General features: G+C 72.7%; 15 protein-coding genes. 6 read left to right on the forward strand and 9 right to left on the reverse strand.

Going from position 1 to position 14,995, the window contains the following annotated elements; translation table 11 throughout:
- Positions 1-15: 15 nt before the first annotated feature.
- Both ISG29_RS06025 and ISG29_RS06030 read right to left on the reverse strand, forming a co-directional pair.
- A complete protein-coding gene (locus tag ISG29_RS06025) occupies positions 16-663 on the reverse strand; it encodes a TetR family transcriptional regulator (RefSeq protein WP_194502485.1) in 648 nt (215 codons plus the stop codon).
- Complete coding sequence (locus ISG29_RS06030) at positions 660-1,451, reverse strand: glucose 1-dehydrogenase (protein WP_194502486.1); 792 nt, start codon at positions 1,449-1,451, stop codon at positions 660-662. The genes ISG29_RS06025 and ISG29_RS06030 overlap by 4 nt, the downstream gene beginning before the upstream one ends.
- Positions 1,452-1,555: 104 nt before the next feature.
- On the opposite strand from ISG29_RS06030, the gene ISG29_RS06035 reads away from it, so the two are divergent.
- Positions 1,556-1,876 carry a hypothetical protein gene (locus ISG29_RS06035; protein ID WP_194502487.1) on the forward strand — a complete coding sequence of 107 codons (321 nt, stop codon included), beginning with the start codon at positions 1,556-1,558 and terminating at the stop codon, positions 1,874-1,876.
- Between the two features lie 33 nt (positions 1,877-1,909).
- The gene (locus ISG29_RS06040) at positions 1,910-2,542 is read left to right on the forward strand and encodes a DUF2461 domain-containing protein (protein ID WP_194502488.1); all 633 of its coding nucleotides are present in this window, start codon (positions 1,910-1,912) and stop codon (positions 2,540-2,542) included.
- A gap of 61 nt (positions 2,543-2,603) precedes the next feature.
- Here the strand turns inward: ISG29_RS06040 and ISG29_RS06045 are convergent, their stop codons facing one another.
- Genes ISG29_RS06045 through ISG29_RS06055 form a run of 3 tightly spaced genes read right to left on the reverse strand, consistent with a single transcriptional unit; the run spans position 2,604 to position 5,481 of the window.
- On the reverse strand, positions 2,604-3,278 hold the full coding sequence (locus tag ISG29_RS06045) for a TetR family transcriptional regulator (RefSeq protein ID WP_194502489.1): 675 nt from the start codon (positions 3,276-3,278) through the stop codon (positions 2,604-2,606).
- Positions 3,275-4,582 (reverse strand): methyltransferase, encoded by a 1,308-nt coding sequence (locus tag ISG29_RS06050; RefSeq protein ID WP_194502490.1) that lies wholly within the window; start codon positions 4,580-4,582, stop codon positions 3,275-3,277. Before ISG29_RS06050 ends, ISG29_RS06045 begins: the two co-directional genes overlap by 4 nt.
- Positions 4,579-5,481 (reverse strand): hypothetical protein, encoded by a 903-nt coding sequence (locus ISG29_RS06055; protein ID WP_194502491.1) that lies wholly within the window; start codon positions 5,479-5,481, stop codon positions 4,579-4,581. Before ISG29_RS06055 ends, ISG29_RS06050 begins: the two co-directional genes overlap by 4 nt.
- 180 nt (positions 5,482-5,661) lie before the next feature.
- On the opposite strand from ISG29_RS06055, the gene ISG29_RS06060 reads away from it, so the two are divergent.
- Entirely contained in the window at positions 5,662-6,141 is a 480-nt protein-coding gene (locus ISG29_RS06060; RefSeq protein WP_194502492.1) for a nuclear transport factor 2 family protein, read from the forward strand.
- 5 nt (positions 6,142-6,146) lie between these two features.
- Complete coding sequence (locus tag ISG29_RS06065) at positions 6,147-6,596, forward strand: MOSC domain-containing protein (RefSeq protein ID WP_207792811.1); 450 nt, start codon at positions 6,147-6,149, stop codon at positions 6,594-6,596.
- Here the strand turns inward: ISG29_RS06065 and ISG29_RS06070 are convergent.
- The 3 genes from ISG29_RS06070 to ISG29_RS06080 form a co-directional block, all read right to left on the reverse strand.
- On the reverse strand, positions 6,583-7,305 hold the full coding sequence (locus ISG29_RS06070; protein WP_194502493.1) for an aspartate/glutamate racemase family protein: 723 nt from the start codon (positions 7,303-7,305) through the stop codon (positions 6,583-6,585). The genes ISG29_RS06065 and ISG29_RS06070 overlap by 14 nt on opposite strands.
- Entirely contained in the window at positions 7,302-8,852 is a 1,551-nt protein-coding gene (locus tag ISG29_RS06075) for an NCS1 family nucleobase:cation symporter-1 (protein WP_194502494.1), read from the reverse strand. The genes ISG29_RS06070 and ISG29_RS06075 overlap by 4 nt, the downstream gene beginning before the upstream one ends.
- Positions 8,853-9,016: 164 nt before the next feature.
- Positions 9,017-9,718 (reverse strand): GntR family transcriptional regulator, encoded by a 702-nt coding sequence (locus ISG29_RS06080; protein WP_194502495.1) that lies wholly within the window; start codon positions 9,716-9,718, stop codon positions 9,017-9,019.
- 120 nt (positions 9,719-9,838) lie between these two features.
- Here ISG29_RS06080 and ISG29_RS06085 point away from each other — a divergent pair, with 120 nt between their 5' ends.
- The gene (locus ISG29_RS06085; protein WP_194502496.1) at positions 9,839-10,960 is read left to right on the forward strand and encodes a hypothetical protein; all 1,122 of its coding nucleotides are present in this window, start codon (positions 9,839-9,841) and stop codon (positions 10,958-10,960) included.
- 15 nt (positions 10,961-10,975) lie between these two features.
- Here ISG29_RS06085 and ISG29_RS06090 read toward each other — a convergent pair whose 3' ends face one another.
- Positions 10,976-11,434 (reverse strand): RrF2 family transcriptional regulator, encoded by a 459-nt coding sequence (locus ISG29_RS06090; protein ID WP_194502497.1) that lies wholly within the window; start codon positions 11,432-11,434, stop codon positions 10,976-10,978.
- A 231-nt stretch (positions 11,435-11,665) separates the two neighbouring features.
- Here ISG29_RS06090 and ISG29_RS06095 point away from each other — a divergent pair, with 231 nt between their 5' ends.
- Positions 11,666-14,992: a BTAD domain-containing putative transcriptional regulator gene (locus tag ISG29_RS06095; RefSeq protein WP_194502498.1), complete on the forward strand. Its 3,327-nt coding sequence runs from the start codon at positions 11,666-11,668 to the stop codon at positions 14,990-14,992.
- Positions 14,993-14,995: the final 3 nt, after the last annotated feature.

Below are 14,995 nucleotides of genomic sequence, written 5' to 3' on the forward strand. Positions count from 1 at the left end.
CGGCGTCGCGGTGCCTCACTCCGCTCCCTTCCTGCCGCCCGGGGAGTGCGCCGAGGTGGCAAGACGGAGCGCGTCGGCCAACGTCTCCCCGCCACGGCGACCGTCGACGAGGTGGGCCAGCACGAGGCCCTGAGCGGTGGCGATCATCAGGGCCGCATGGCGTTCGGGGGGCAGCCGCAGCGTCAAGAGGCCGGCCTGCTCCTGGCCCCGCACCACCTCGGCCAGGGCGGCGGTGAGCAGGGCGTCGAGCTCGGCCACCCGCGCAGCGACCGAGGGCCGGCGCGCGGCCTGCACGCGGCACTCCGCGAGCAGCAGCAGGCGTTGCGAGTGTGCCTCGACGAAGGAGTCCCACATGGCCGCGGAGTCGTCGAGGGCGCCTCGGTCGACGTCGGTGCCGAGGCCCGCGAAGGCGTCGGCGAGCTCGGTGAGCCACGCCTCGGTCGTCTCGGCCAGGAGGGAGAGGAGCAGATCCTCCTTGTCGGCGAAACTCGCGTACAACGCGCCACGCGTGAAGCCGGCCCGGGCCGCGATGTCGTCGAGTGATGCCGCGTCGTAGCCCCGCTCGGCGAACAGCTCGGCGGCGGAGGTCAGCAGGGCGGCGCGGGTGCGGGCTCGACGTCCGCTCGGCTCGGCGCGCTTCGTGCCGGGAGTTCGTGCAGTCACGCCGTCGTCTCGGCGACGCTGGTGGGCGCGCCGACGTCGCTGAGATCCTTGTGGCCCAGCATCGCGTTGCTGCCGCCGTCGACGACGAACTCGGCGCCGGAGGAGTACGCGGAGTCGTCGGAGGCCAGGTAGACGACCATCGAGGAGACCTCGTCGGGTTCGCCGGCGCGCTCGAGGGTGGTCTGGAAGATGTCGTCGGGGACTCCTTCGGTCATCGGAGTGCGGATGAGCCCCGGGTGCACCGAGTTGACCCGGATGCCACTCGGGCCGAGCTCGCAGGCGGCCGACTTGGTGAGCCCGGTGACGCCGAACTTCGACGCGGTGTAGCCGTGGCACGCCATGGTGCCGCGCAGGCCCTCGATGGAGGAGATGTTCACGATCGAGCCGCGCCCGGCCGCCTTCATGGTCGGGACGACCGCCTTGATGCCGAAGAACACGCCGGTGAGGTTGACGTCGAGGATGTGCTTCCAGTCCTCGGCGGCGTAGTCCTCGAAGAAGCCGTAGTTGAGGATGCCGGCGTTGTTGACGAGCACGTCGAGCCCGCCGAACTCACGGGTCGCGATGTCGACGGCGGCCTCCCACTGGGACAGCTCGGTGACGTCGAGCGCGACGAAGCGCACGCTCTCGCCCAGCTCCGAGGCCAGGGCCTCGCCCTCCTCGGCGAGGACGTCGCCGAGGACGACGCGGGCCCCCTCGGCCACCATGCGGCGCACGTGGGAGGCGCCCATGCCCCGGGCGCCGCCGCTCACCAGGGCCACCTTGCCCGCCAGCCGTCCGGTCTGGTTCATGCCACTCCTCGTGTCGGAACCTCGACAACATACGTACTCGTATGTTGTGCTCGTCACAAACATACGAACTCGTATGCACTGGTTGTCAACCGTTGGTCTCAGGAGTGCCCATCACGCGTCGCCAAGCCCTGGACCTCACCCGCCGCGTACTGGCGATGACCCAGCAGAAGTCGCTCGAGATCGCCGACGGCGTGTGGAGCGAGTCCCGGGACGCCTTCACCAGTCCGGAGCGGCATGCCGCCGACGTCGAGCTGTTCCGGGGTGCCGCACGTCGTGGCGTGGGCGGGCGAGATCGCCCACCCGGGCAGCTACACGACCGGGTCTACTTCGGGCGCAACGAGCCGCTGCTGCACCACTTCGCCTCGGCCTGGCAGCAGGCGCTGCTCGACGGCGACGCCGAGGTGACGATTCCCGCCCAGGGGTGATCCGCGGTCGGCGCCACGGCCTAGGCTTCACAGGTGAGTTTCGAGGGCTTCCCCGTCGCGGCGCTGGACTTCTACGACGATCTCGAGGTCGACAACACCAAGTCGTTCTGGGAGGCCCACAAGCACGTCTACGCCGAGTCGGTGAAGGCGCCGATGACCGCGCTGTGCTCCGCGCTGGAGGCCGAGTTCGGCACCGCCAAGATCTTCCGGCCCTACCGCGACGTGCGCTTCGCGAAGGACAAGACGCCGTACAAGACGCATCAGGGCGCCTACGTCGCCGTCGGCCCGTCGACGGGCTGGTACGTCGAGGTCAGCCCCCGGGGGCTGCGCACCGGAGCCGGCTTCTACGAGGCCTCCGGCACCCGGCTCGCCGCGTTCCGCGAGGCCGTGGCCCACGACCGGTTCGGCCCGGAACTGGAGGCGCTCGTCGCCGGTCTGGAGAAGAAGGGTTTCGAGGTCGGGGGAGAGCGGCTCAAGACCTCGCCGAGAGGCTACGACTCCGACCACCCGCGCATCGAGCTGCTGCGACACAAGTCGCTGACGCTGGGTCGCTCGCACGGCTTCGAGCCCGTGATCCACACGCCGGCGGCGCTCGACCTCGTGCGCGATGACTGGCGCACGCTGCGACCGCTGGTGGAGTGGGTGCAGCGGCACTGCCAGGACTGATCGGCTGCGCTCTCGGTGGTCGAGCGGTGAGACAGCGCTCGCTGCTCGACCAGCGACGCGGCTAGCGGTGCAGGCTCGTGAGCACCCGGCGGGCCACTGCCCGCGGCACCAGGCGCAACACCCGGTCGGCCAGGCGAGCGAGCGAGCCGGCGGCGGCCAGCGTCTCTCCCAGCGGCGGGCCGGCCATGACCTGCCCGGTGTCGGGCTCGCCCTCGCGGGGCCCGGGCGGCGGGACCGCGTCGAGGGTGATCATGCCGATCGCGGCGGCCGCGATCGCCGACGTCGTGGCCTCGACGTCGACGACGTCCGCGAGGCCGGCCTCGTCGAGCACCCGGCGCACGGCGTCGGCGATGGCCGCCTGCCACGCGCGCAGGGACGCCGTCAGCAGGCGGGCCTGCTCCGGCTCGGTGTGGGCTGCCGCGACCACCTGGGCGAGCAGGGCGGCGCTGCCGTCGGCGCGGGAGCGCTCGGCCAGCCGTACTCCGACGGCGTGGAGGTCGGTGAGCGAACGCACCCGGGCGAGGTCCGCGACGTGCTCGGCGACCATGGCCCGGGTGCCGTGGTCGTAGGCCGACTGCATGAGGCCCTCGACGCTCTCGAAGTGGTAGAAGACCAGCGCCTGGTTGACGCCGGCTTCGGCGGCGACCGCCCGCGCCGTCACCGCGCGCACGCCTTCGCGGCGCGCCAGGGCCAGGGCGGCGTCGCGCAGCGCCTGCCGCGTCTGCTCTCCCCTCACGGGGTCAGCCTCTCAGTACCCGTGGAGCGCAACGGTGCGGGAGTCCTCAGCCGGCGGGGTCCGAGGCCGCACGCGTCGAGCACCACCTGGAGGCAGGGCCGGACGACGGGCAGCCGCACCGCCCAGCCCCACCAGGCGGCGGCCAGGGTGGTGTGCTCCAGGGCGCGGCCGAGCGCCGCGATACCCACCTCGGTGGGGGCGGAGCCAGCCCAGGTCATCCGGGTCACCGGCCGGTCGGCGCTCTCGGCCGCCTGGCGGTGCAACCCGACCGGGTGGAGCCGCCAGAGGGTGTCGCCGGTGGCGCGGCACAGTCCGCAGTCGTCGCTCACCAGCAGCGTCGCGAGCCCGTTGACGGGTGTCAGGTACGGCCGCCACCGTGGGCGCCAGGCGTGCACCGCTCGCCGGTACGCGGAGTACTCGGGCCACCGCGCGGAGAGGGTGTCGTGCTCGTGCCGCTCGGCGAGCACGGCCGAGAACACCGCGGCGACGACCGCGCCGAGCGCGAGGGTGGGGCTGCCCGCCGCCAGGGCGAGCACGAGCAGCAGCAGGCTGGCGCCGAGCTGCATCGGGTTGGCGAGGTAGGCGTACGGGCCGGTGGTGACGAGACGGTCGGGCGGATCCCAGGGCCACGACGTGCCGTGCCCGACTCGGGCGAGTTCGGCGACGGCGGCCAGCGTCGGCACGCCCGCGACGGCCGCGACGACGAGCAGCGTCGTCCGGACGCCGAGCCGATGGTCGACGACATCGCTCCACCCAAGGCCGTCGTGGCGCAGGGCCAGGGTCGGTGTCAGCCACCCGACGAGGCCGGTGAAGACCCCCATCTGGAGCAGGACCCGCAGCGTGAGCCAGTGCCGCCGTCGGGTCGCCGTGGCCAGCGCGAGGGCAGGCAGTGCCACCGCGAGCAGCAGGAGAACCTCGCCGTGCCACCAGGCATCGTCCAGCACCACCAGCACCACCAGCGGCGCCAGCCGCGGCATGAGCAGCGCATCGGCCCAGGCGAAACCGAGCAGCCACATCGGCCACGCTCGCACCCCGCCGCCGACCAGGGCCGGCAACGCGCCCCATATGAGCGCCCACCCCGCGATCGCCTCGGTGGGCACGCCGAGTACCGCCGTCGGCGTGGCTGCCCACGCCCACCAGTCGGTGCCGACCTCGACCGCCATCAGGCCGACGACGACCAGCAGGGACGACAGTCCGGCCGTCGCCACCGTCGAGCGATCGGGACGTCGGACGGCAGCCGCGGTGAGCACCGCGACCACGGGTACGAGCAGCAGCAGGTTGCGTAGGAGGTCGGCGTGCGTCATCGGGCGAGGCTGTGCAGGAAGGCAGCGGCGCCGGCGTCCATCATGCGGTCGGTGATCGGCCCGAACCACAGGCTGGGGTCGAGCTTGCGCTCGTAGTCGAAGATCATCTGCACCTCACACGTGCCCTGCGTGGCCCGCCAGGTCAGCGTGCCGGTCCTGAGCCGGACGAAGCGTGCGGTCTTGGAGGTGTCGTCGAGCACGGTGAAGTCGACCCGGCCGGGAGCGGCGTCGGTGACCTCGGTGTCGATGGCCCCAGCGGCGAAGGTGAGGGTCCAGTGGTCACCGATCGACAGCCCATCGCCCGTGGCGGCGACGGGGGTGGCGTAGCCGGTGAGGTCGAGCAGCCTGCTGCGGTCGGAGGCCTGAGGTCGCGGCCCGCGGCGCAGCGCCTGCTCGAAGGCGGCGCAGCCGGCCGGGACGCTCGTCGTCGCCTCGGCACGCTGCTCGGGATCGACGCGCAGTCCGGGCACGGTGCCCTCGAGGGCCAGGACGGCGATCACGGCCAGCGGCAGCCCGCTGTACTGGCGCTGGGTGGCCGACCGTGCCAGCCGGATCGACCCGTAGATCGCGGCGGTCACGCCGTAGACCAGGGGCGAGGCGATGAGCACGCAGATCGCGCCCTCGTGCATGAGTGCCGAGACCAGCAGCAGCACCAGCGTGACGGCCTGGAAGAGGCTGCCCCAGCCGCCGCGGGTGGGCAGGAAGACCAGCCCGAGCGCGAGCAGGGTCGGCACCCCGACGAAGAGGAGGGCAGTGTCGCCGCGCCCGGTCTGCACGGCGGTCCAGGCGCCGAGCAAGGCGACGGCGACGACGAGGGCCACCAGGGCGAACTGCGCCGTGCGGCGGGGTTCGGTCGCGGGTTGCGGAGCGAGGTCGTGCTGCGGCGGGAGGTCGGTCATGCGTTGAGCATATGCTCAAGTTGAGCGAATGCTCAAGTATGGGAAGCAGGGGTGGGTCGGCAGCCGACAGTGAACGCGAATCGGTTTGCCGTTCGCCGCTCGCCGCCGCGGGCGGTGCCGCCCGGACCAGCCCTGGCCTGGCACTAGAACCTGTTCTCGTTTCGGGGCTAGCCTGCGGCCATGACCACCGCGCAGCGCCCCGCCGCCCTGACCCACGACGCCATCGACTGGCAGGCGGCCACCGACGAGCACCCGGCGCGCACGGCGTCGATGCGTTCCTACTCCGCGGTGGCGAAGGGCGACCTGGAGGAGTGGCTCACCGTCTACGCCGACGACGCGGTGCTCGAGGATCCCGTGGGGCCCTCGATGTTCGACCCCGAAGGCAACGGACACCACGGCCACGACGGCATCCGGGCGTTCTGGGCCGCCGCGATCGCGCCGATCGACCGCTTCGAGTTCACCATCACCGAGTCGTTCGCCAATCCGGGCAGCAACACCTGCGCCAACCTCGGCCGGATCAAGACGAGCTTTCCCGACGGCTCCTTCACCACGACCGAGCTGATCATGGTCTACGTCGTGCACGACGACGGCCGCGTCGCTTCGATGCGCGCCTTCTGGGAGCCCGAGCGCACGATGGCGACCTTCACTCCGGCACCCTAGGTGGCGTGACCGATCAGCCCACCGTCGTCGCCCTGCACCTCGCGAAGGCGACCCGGCTGCCCATGCGCGCGGTCGAGAGCGTGCACGTCGAGGCGGGCCGCGGCATCGTCGGTGACCGCTACCACGGCACGAAGCACCGACACGTCACGGTGCAGAGCCGGACGGCGCTGCTCGCCGCCGCCGAGCACTTCGGCGCCGACGTGCCCGAGCACCTGACCCGACGCAACATCACCCTGAGCCACGGCGACGTGCCGCGCGACCCCGGAGCCCGGCTGCGCATGGGCTCGGTGCTCCTCGAGGCCGTGCGCGTCGCGGCGCCGTGCAAGCTGCTCGACGACACCATCGGGCGGGGGGCCCAGGAGGCGCTGCGGCGCCGGGCCGGCACCGTGTTCCGGGTGCTCGAGGGCGGGCCGATCGTCCTCGGCGACGCCGCAGTCGAGGTCAGCGCGTCGTAGCGGCCGCGTACACACGCTTGGGTGGCGGCGGCGCGAACTCATCTCGCTTGCCGGTCTTGAGCCCGAGGCGCACCAGCTTCTCGACCTCCGCGGTGGCGGCGGCGACCCCGTCGACGACCGGTACGCACAGCTCGCGGGAGAGGTCGCGGGCCAGGTCGGCCATGCCGGCACAGCCGAGCACGATGGCGTCGGAGCCGTCGACGCTCAGCGCGTGCTCGCACGCCGCGAGGATCGCCGCCCTCGCCGTCGGGTCGGTCTCGAGGTCGACCACCGGGATCTCGCAGGCGTGCATGCCGCCGACCAGCGACGCGACGCCGTACCGGTATGCGATCTCGCGGGAGTGACCCAGGGTGCGCGAGAGCGTGGTGACCACGCTGAACGTGCGACCCAGGTAGCCGGCCGTGCGCAGGGCGGCCTCCGCGATGCCGACGACCGGCGCCTCGACCAGTTCGCGGGCGGCGAGCAAGCCGGGGTCGCCGAAGCAGGCGATGACGAATCCGTCGTAGCCGCGGGTGGCGCCCTCCACGATCACGGCGAGCACGCCAGGGGTCGCCAGCGCGTCGTCGTAGTGGCTCTCGATCGATTCCGGCCCGGAGACCGGGTTGACCGCGTCGACGCAGACGCCCGGGCCGACGGCGGCCCGGGCGCTCTGCTCGATCAGGGCGGTCATCGACTCCGTGGTGTTGGGGTTGACGACCAGGATCCTCATGCCGCCGCGGTCTCCTTCGAGACGCCGGAGCGGGTCGCGACCTCGAACACGGAGGCGGAGACCACGTAGATCGCGAACCCGAGGGCGCAGCCGAGGAACCAGCTGTAGTCAGGCAGCCAGGCAGCGTGACCGCTCAGCTTGGGCACGACCACCGACGCGATCGAGACGAGGCCGGCTGCGACGACCGACAACACCGCCGCCGGGTTGTAGCCGCCGGAGTAGAAGTAGCTGCCGTCCTGCTCCAGCGTGTAGAGGTCGTCGACCACGATGGTCTGGTTGCGCACCAGGTAGTAGTCGGCGATGAGGATGCCGAACAGCGGGCCGATGAGGGCGCCGAGCAGGCCGAGGGTCCAGAAGATCGCATCGGGGTTGGAGTACCAGTTCCACGGCGTGAGCAGCACCGAACCGACGGCGGCGATCATGCCGCCCATGCGCCAGGAGATGCGCTGTGGCGCGACGTTGGAGAAGTCGAACGCCGGGCTGATGAAGTTGGCGACGATGTTGATGCCGACGGTCGCGATGACGAACGTCAGGCCGCCCAGCAGCACGGCGGTGTAGGTGTCGACCTTCTCGACCGTGTGCACCGGGTCGGTGATGAGCTCGCCGAACACCGGGACGGTCGCGCTCGCGGTGAGCACGACCAGCAGGCTGAACACCACGAAGTTGACGGGCAGACCCCAGAAGTTGCCCTTCTTCACCGACTCGAAGCTCTTGCCGTAGCGGGCGAAGTCGCCGAAGTTCAGCATCGGCCCGGAGAAGTACGACACCACGAGCGCGATCGCGCCGAGCATGGCCGTCACCTGCTGGGTGCCCGTCAGGCTCTTGTCCGACAGTGAGAACGAGATGTCGAAGTCGGCGCGCACGAGCATGTAGGCGCACAGCGCGAACATCGCCACGTAGACGGCCGGGCCGCAGAAGTCGATGAACCTGCGGATCGCCTCCATGCCGCGCCAGAACACCAGCGCCTGGGCCACCCAGAGGATGGCGAAGCTGACGTAGCCCAGCAGGCTCAGGCCGAGGAAGGAGTAGGAGTCGGTCGCGTAGTCGGTGAGGCCCGGAAACAGCTTGAGCAGCACGATCGTGAGTGACCCGGCGGCCAGGAACGTCTGGACGCCGTACCAGGCCACCGCGATCAGGCCGCGGATGATGGCCGGGATGTTCGCGCCGAGCACGCCGAACGAGGCCCGGCTCACCACGGGGTAGGGCACGGCCGCCCGCTGGCTGGGCTTGGCGACCAGGTTGCAGAAGTACTGCACGATCACGATGCCGACGATCAGGGCCACGAACACCTGCCAGCCGGTGAGGCCGAGGGCGAAGAGGGTGCCGGCGGTGACGTACCCGCCGACGCTGTGCACATCCGACATCCAGAACGCGAAGATGTTGTAGGTCGACCAACTCTGCTCGGGCAGCGGGTCGAGATCCTCGTTGGAGAGACGCGGGTCGTAGGGCCGGCGCGCGAGGTCGCGGGGCGCCGGCCCGTTCGTCTCGACGGCGGCGCCGCCGGAGCCGGCGGGTGCCGTCGGCGGGGTGAGGTCGGTCTGGGTCATCGGGACTCCCTGGTGTCCGCTGGATCCTGCACCGCACATGGCAGGACCGGTTGTCCGGCAACCTAGGAATCGGGTGTTTCGCGGGCCCTCGCGTGAGGTGAAACCCGCATCACGGGAGTCATATAGGGGTATACGACCCCGCCGTCTCCAAGCCCGGGCCCGGCTCAGCGGAACACGTCGGGATCGCCGGCGAAGGTGTCGATCGCCTCGCGCAGCCGAGCGTAGTGAGTGGCGGCGTGGGCCACGAGCGCCTCGGCGTCGCGGGCGAGGAAGGCCGCCATCATCGGCAGGTGGTCGTCGTGCAGCCCCCCGCGCAGCGTCTCGGGCACGCGGGCCATCGGCTGGGCCGGCTCGGTCATGTTCCAGGCGGAGTCGTACATGTGCACCATCCGCTCCATGCCGGACGGCGTGATCAGCGCACGATGGAAGCTGCGGGAGGCCACGTGGTAGGCCCGCACGTCGCCGTGCGCGACCGCGGCGTCCATCTCCTGGTAGGCCGACCGCACGGCGTCGTCGTGCGCCGGAGCCGCCCGAGCCACCGCCGCCCGCATGGCTGCGGCCTCGAGGGCCTGCCGCACGTCGTAGAGCTCGCGGAACTCCGCGAAGCTCATCTTGCTCACGGAGTAGCCGACGTGTGGCACGTGCTCGACCAGCCCCTCGCCCTGGAGCACCTTGAGGGCCTCGCGCACCGGGATCTGGCTGACGCCGAAGAACCGCGCCACCGCCTCGATCGGGATGAGCGTGCCCGGGGGCTCGTCGCCGGAGAGGATCGCGCGCCGCAGGTCGTCCTCCACGCGCGGTGTGCCCTCCGACGGGGAGCGCACGAGGCCACGGGTGAACGCCGAACGACGACGCGTGCCGGACATCGCGGCCTCCCTCACCGGCGTGACGGGGCCCACGCTAGGGGAGGAGTGTTTCGCGCGTGTTCCCGCCGATCCTCACCGGCTGTTCACCTGGCGCTCGCTCGCAGACCCGAACCTGAGGCCATGCCCAAGCGTCGTTTCGTGCTCGTCGTCGGTCTGCCCCACGCGGGGGCCGGGCCCCTCGCCGACCTCGCCGCGGAAAGCGCCGCGAGCCTGGCGGAGGCGGGTGTCCGCGTGCCCGCCCGCACCGCCGACGAGGCGCGCCGGGCCGCGCTCGAGCTGCGCCGTACCCACAAGAGCGACGGACTCGAGCGCAAGGACGTCGAGGGCACGTGGGCGCTGCTCACCCAGCGAGCCCGCCGCGAGGGCGCCAAGAGCGCGGACGCCGTCCTGGTCGTGGCCGAGCACCTCGCGGGCGCCTCGGCGTCCGAGATCGACCTGCTGACCGACGCCCTGCACGGCTTCGAGGTGCACGTGGTCGCGGTCGTGGCCGACCCCGCCCGCCAGATCGTGCGTGCCTGGGAGGAGAGCGTGCGTCGCGGCGGCGCGTTGAGCCTGCGTCGCTACGCGCGCCGAGTGCTCGACCCCGGCCGCGTGCACGAGGAGTCCGAGGCCTTCTGGGCCGACCAGGACGCGCCCGCCGTGCTCAGCCGCTGGGCCGTCGAGCTCGGGCGCCGTGACCGCGTGCACGTCGTCGCCCCCGCCCCGGACGACGACCCGACGCAGCTCGCGTGGACAGCGCTCGCCCGACTCCTCGGCGTCGACGCGGCGCTCGTGCCCGCCGCCGAGGGCACGGCCGTCGCCGTGGACGCGGCCGCGCTGGAGGACCTCGCCGCCGTGAACGGCGCCGTCGACGGTCGCGCCGACCTGGCGGCGCACGCGCCGGTGCTCGAGCGGGTGGTCGAGGCGTGCTCCACCCAGGGCGCGGTGCCGGCGCTGTTGCCCCATGACCTCGACGAGGAGCTCGTCGAGCTGGGGGAGCGGTGGGCCAAGGCACTGGCCGAGGCCGGCTACGCCGTCACCGGCGACACCGCACACCTGGTGCCGGCTGCCTCCCCACGTCCCGCGAGGGCGGCCTCCACCTCGACCGAGGAGCGGCTGGTCGGCACCACCGAGGCGCTGGCCGACCTCGTTGTCGAGTTGGCCCGGGCGCGGGAGCAGATCGCGGGCCTGGAGAAGCGCAACGCCAAGCTGGAGAAGAAGAGGCGCAAGCTCAAGACCAAGCTCGCCCGAGCGTTGGGCTGAGCCCCGAGTCGCAGATCAGTGCGGCTGCCAGGCGTCCTCGTCGGCGGTGCGCTCGGTGACGCAGGCCGGCAGGTCGGCTTCCGCGAGCTGCTGGATCGAGACCTCCTCGAACACGTCGCGCAGTGAGCGTCGGGCGGCGATCCACACGTGCTGGAGCACTTCGGCGTTCTCGTTGTACTCCACCGCCTCGGGGCGCTGGTCGTACACGGAGACCAAGGGGCCGTCGACGGCCCGGATCACGTCGGCGACGCTCACGCTGCGCGCGTCCCGGGCCATCAGCCACCCACCCGCCTGACCACGCTGACTGCGCACCACCCCGCTCTTGCGCAGGTCGGCCAGGATCGCCTGGAGGAACGTGCGCGGGATGCCCTGACGGCGTCCGAGCTCCTCGGCGCTCACCGCGGTCGCTCCGCGCAGCGAGGCCAGCTCGATGAGGGCCCGCAACGCGTAATCGGACTTGGCTGAGACGCGCACGGGTGCATTCTCGCAGAGAACACAGGTGACTCGCTCGACCTGGGCGATTCGACCGAGTTTGCCGGCCACGGCGCCATCGCCCTCCTCGGAGGCGGGAGGTGAGTGGGCTGTGAGTGGGAGGTGCCGGAGGGGAGCAAGGAGCGCCAACGAAACGGCAACAGCGCCTCCACGGTGGGGGCGGGGCCGCTGATTCGCCCGCCGGGCAGCCGCGCCGCGTGATTGGGTATCGGCATGCCCGACGCTGTGACCGGCGACGTTCGGGTGCGGCTGCTCGGGCCGCTGCGCGTCGAGTGCGCCGGCGAGGACGTGCCGCTGACGCCCACCGAGGAGGTGCTGCTTCGCGCCCTGGCGTCGGTCTATCCCGAGCCGATGAGCCTCGTCGGACTCGAGCGCCGTCTCTGGCCGGACGGCCCGCCGTCGTCGGCTCGCGCCAGTCTGCACAACCACCTCTCCCGGCTGCGGCGCAAGCTCGGTGATCCGACCGTGGTGCGCACCTCGCACGGGTACCGGCTGGTGGGTGTCGGTCTCGACGCGCGCGAGCTCGACGACGCGTTGACGCGGGCCGACGCCGCGGTGTGCGCGGGGGACCACGCTCGCGCCCTGCGTCTCGCCGAGCAGGGGCTGCGGTTGGCCCCGACTCTCGACGCCGCCGATCTCGACGCTTTCGGGCAAGGGCCCGAGCAAGGGCTGCTGCGGGCCAGTCAGGACGCCGCCCAGTCGCTGTTGGAGCTGCGCGCCGAGGCCCTCCTCGGCTCCGGCCAGCACCGCACCGCGGCGTCCCTGCTGCGCGAGCTGACCCGTGCGCAGCCGCTGCGCGAGCACCGGTGGACCCTGCTCATCGAGGCGCTCATCGCGAGCGGACGACGTGCCGACGCGCTGGCGACCTGGAGCGAGGCGCGCCAGGTCGTGGTCGACCAGCTCGGGCTCGAGCCGGGGCCGTCACTCAGCCAGGCGGTGTCTCGACTCTGGGACGATCCCGAGTCCGATGAGCCGCCCGATCACGCCGAGCTGCGCCTGGTCCGCACGCGGGCTCGGCTGGCGGCCCTGCTCGCGGACTCCTGGACGCTCGTCCGAGCCGCGCGCGAGCTGCTCGATCGTGACGGTGTCGCCGTCTTGACCGGTGGCGAGTGGCACGGCGTCGAGGTCGCGACCTCGGCGATCGCCGCCTCGCGGTCGTCGTCGACCGTCACCGCCCGGTGCGACCGGACCCCGCCCGCGCCGTTGCAGCCGCTCGTCGACATCCTGCGGCGCCTCGACGACAAGGGCGGGCACACGCTGCCGCCGGAGCTGGCCTGGGAGGTCGCCCAGGTGCTGACGCCGACGAGACGCCCGGGATACGGGGCCTCGCAGCTGGGCGCCGTCCGCGATCCCACGCAGCGCCTCCTGCGGCTCGTGGGCGACCTCGCGGAGCGCACCGGCACCCGGCTCGTCGTCGTGCACGACGTGCACCTGGCGGGCCCGACGACCGCGGCGGCTCTGGCCCGGCTCGGTGCGGAGGGCCGCGTCTCGGTGCTCCTGACCGTCTGCGACGCAGACTCCCTCGCCCGTTCGGTGCGCGACGTGGCTGGACCCGACGGCGTGCTGGCGGTCCCGCCACTCACCACGGGTGAGCTGGAGCGGATCGGTCCCGCCCTCATCGCCATCCCGGAGGGACGCGAGCACGCGCTGGCGCGGTGGCTGATGGAGCAGACCGGCGGCCTGGTGGGGCAGCTGTTGGCCCTCGCGGCGTCGGTCGACGCGCAGTCACGCTCCGCGGCACCGCCCACCCTCGACCAGATCAGGGTGCTGGCCGAGCGTTCGTCGGGCGTCGTGGCCAGGCGCCTGCAGGAGCAGCTGGAGTCGTTGTCGCCGGCCGCTCGCCGGGCGGTCGAGGTGGCGGTGGTGGCCGGCGGAGCGTTGGCGCCGGTGGTGCTCCCCGGCCTCGCCGACGACCACGGACGCCGGGCCGCGAGCGTCGCCTCCTTCCTCACCGCCGACGGCGCCCCGACCTCGCGCATGGTCGTCGACACCGTCGACCGCGACCTGGCAGACGCTCAGCGCACCGAGCTGCACCTGGCCGTCGCCGAGACCGCGGAGCGGTGCGGAGCCGCCTGGGCCCAGATCGCACCGCACCGACTCGCCTCCTACGACCTCGACCCGCGCGCCGCTTTGGCGGCGGTCTCCGAAGCCGGCGACGAAGCGTGTCAGCTCGGTACCTATCCCGAGGCGTGTGCCTGGTTCGACGACGCGCTCGCGCTGCTCGGCGAGGAGGCCCCGCCGTGGACGGTGCTCGACCTGCGACAGCGGCGCGAAGAGGCGTCGCGCCTCGCGGGAACCCCAGGGCACGAGCAGACCTTGCTCGAGCTCGCCGAACTGATCCAGGGCCCGGCCCCGGACCCCGACGACCCGGCGTCCGCGACCGTGCGGCGCCGGGCTGCCCTCAGCGTCGCGCGCCTGGGCGGCACCAGCGAGGTCGGTGCGCTCGACCGTCGCGCGGTCGACCTCACCGACCAGGCCCTCGCCGCCGAGCCCGACCCCCACGAGCGCGCGGTGCTGGCGGCCGCCACCTCGTTGCTGCACTCGATGACCGGTGACGTCGAGAGATGCCGGGGACTGTTCGAGGCCGCCGATCGGCTCACGACCGATCTCGACGCCGCCGACCCGGTGCGCGGGCGTCCGCGTCGGGCGGTGCTGCCCTATGCGTACCTGTCGCTCGGGCGTCCCGACGACCTCGAGCGGCGCGTCGCGCACGGCACCGAGCTGCGCGACGCCGGGACGAGCGCCGACGACCCCGAGGCGGAGTACGAGGGGTGGCACCTGCTCGCCTCGTGCGCGCTCCAGTCGGGCGACGGCGAGCTGCTGCGCTCCGCCTGCGAGCGGCTCGATCTGCTCGCCGGCGTCGTGGGCGACGCCGGTCGCCGGTGGCAGGCGGAGTACGTGCGGGCCGCCACCCACGCCGTGGACGGCGACCTCGCGGCCGCCGAGCGGCACGCCGAAGCCGCTCTGGCCGCGGCCAGCGGTGTGGCGCCGTCGCGGGCGATGGCGGCCTACGGTGGGCAACTACTCGAGCTGCGTCGCCTCGACGGCCGGCTCTCGGAACTGGTGCCGATGCTGGAGCAGGCCGTGCTCGACCAGCCCACCACCGCTGCCTGGCGGGCCGCAGCTGCCCACGCCCGCGCGGTGTCGGGCGACGGCCACGACCCGGGCGCGGCGCGCGCCCACCTCGACGCCCTCCTCGCGCCGGCCGAGCCGCTGACCCGCGACTTCCTCTGGCTGGCCGGGTGGACCTACGCCGGTCGCGCCGTCCGGATCCTGCTGGGGGAGGATCTCGCCGACGATCGCCTGCTGGCACACGCCGTCCGGTGTCGCGAGGCGTTGGCCCCATGGGCCGCCGTGGGTGTCTGGCAGGGCACCTGCACCTATGGACCCGCCGGCACCGTGCTCGCGGCCCTCGACCTCGTGCTCGGCGACCGTGAGGCGGCCCAGGCACACGCGCGTGCCGCCGTGGAGTGGTCGCAGCGCATCGGATCCCCGGTCTACGCGGCCGAGGCTCACGCCCTCCTCGAGGACGGGAGATGAGTG

The organism is Nocardioides acrostichi (genome assembly GCF_015319165.1).
GTDB classification, from domain to species: domain Bacteria; phylum Actinomycetota; class Actinomycetes; order Propionibacteriales; family Nocardioidaceae; genus Nocardioides; species Nocardioides acrostichi.

Bases quoted from the DNA above. Each gene is read 5' to 3' on its own strand.
- ISG29_RS06030 (WP_194502486.1), bottom strand. From the start codon at position 1,451: ATGAACCAGACCGGACGGCTGGCGGGCAAGGTGGCCCTGGTGAGCGGC.
- ISG29_RS06050 (WP_194502490.1), bottom strand. From the start codon at position 4,582: ATGACGCACGCCGACCTCCTACGCAACCTGCTGCTGCTCGTACCCGTG.
- ISG29_RS06055 (WP_194502491.1), bottom strand. From the start codon at position 5,481: ATGACCGACCTCCCGCCGCAGCACGACCTCGCTCCGCAACCCGCGACC.
- ISG29_RS06060 (WP_194502492.1), top strand. From the start codon at position 5,662: ATGACCACCGCGCAGCGCCCCGCCGCCCTGACCCACGACGCCATCGAC.
- ISG29_RS06070 (WP_194502493.1), bottom strand. From the start codon at position 7,305: ATGAGGATCCTGGTCGTCAACCCCAACACCACGGAGTCGATGACCGCC.
- ISG29_RS06075 (WP_194502494.1), bottom strand. From the start codon at position 8,852: ATGACCCAGACCGACCTCACCCCGCCGACGGCACCCGCCGGCTCCGGC.
- ISG29_RS06080 (WP_194502495.1), bottom strand. From the start codon at position 9,718: ATGTCCGGCACGCGTCGTCGTTCGGCGTTCACCCGTGGCCTCGTGCGC.
- ISG29_RS06085 (WP_194502496.1), top strand. From the start codon at position 9,839: ATGCCCAAGCGTCGTTTCGTGCTCGTCGTCGGTCTGCCCCACGCGGGG.
- ISG29_RS06095 (WP_194502498.1), top strand. From the start codon at position 11,666: ATGCCCGACGCTGTGACCGGCGACGTTCGGGTGCGGCTGCTCGGGCCG.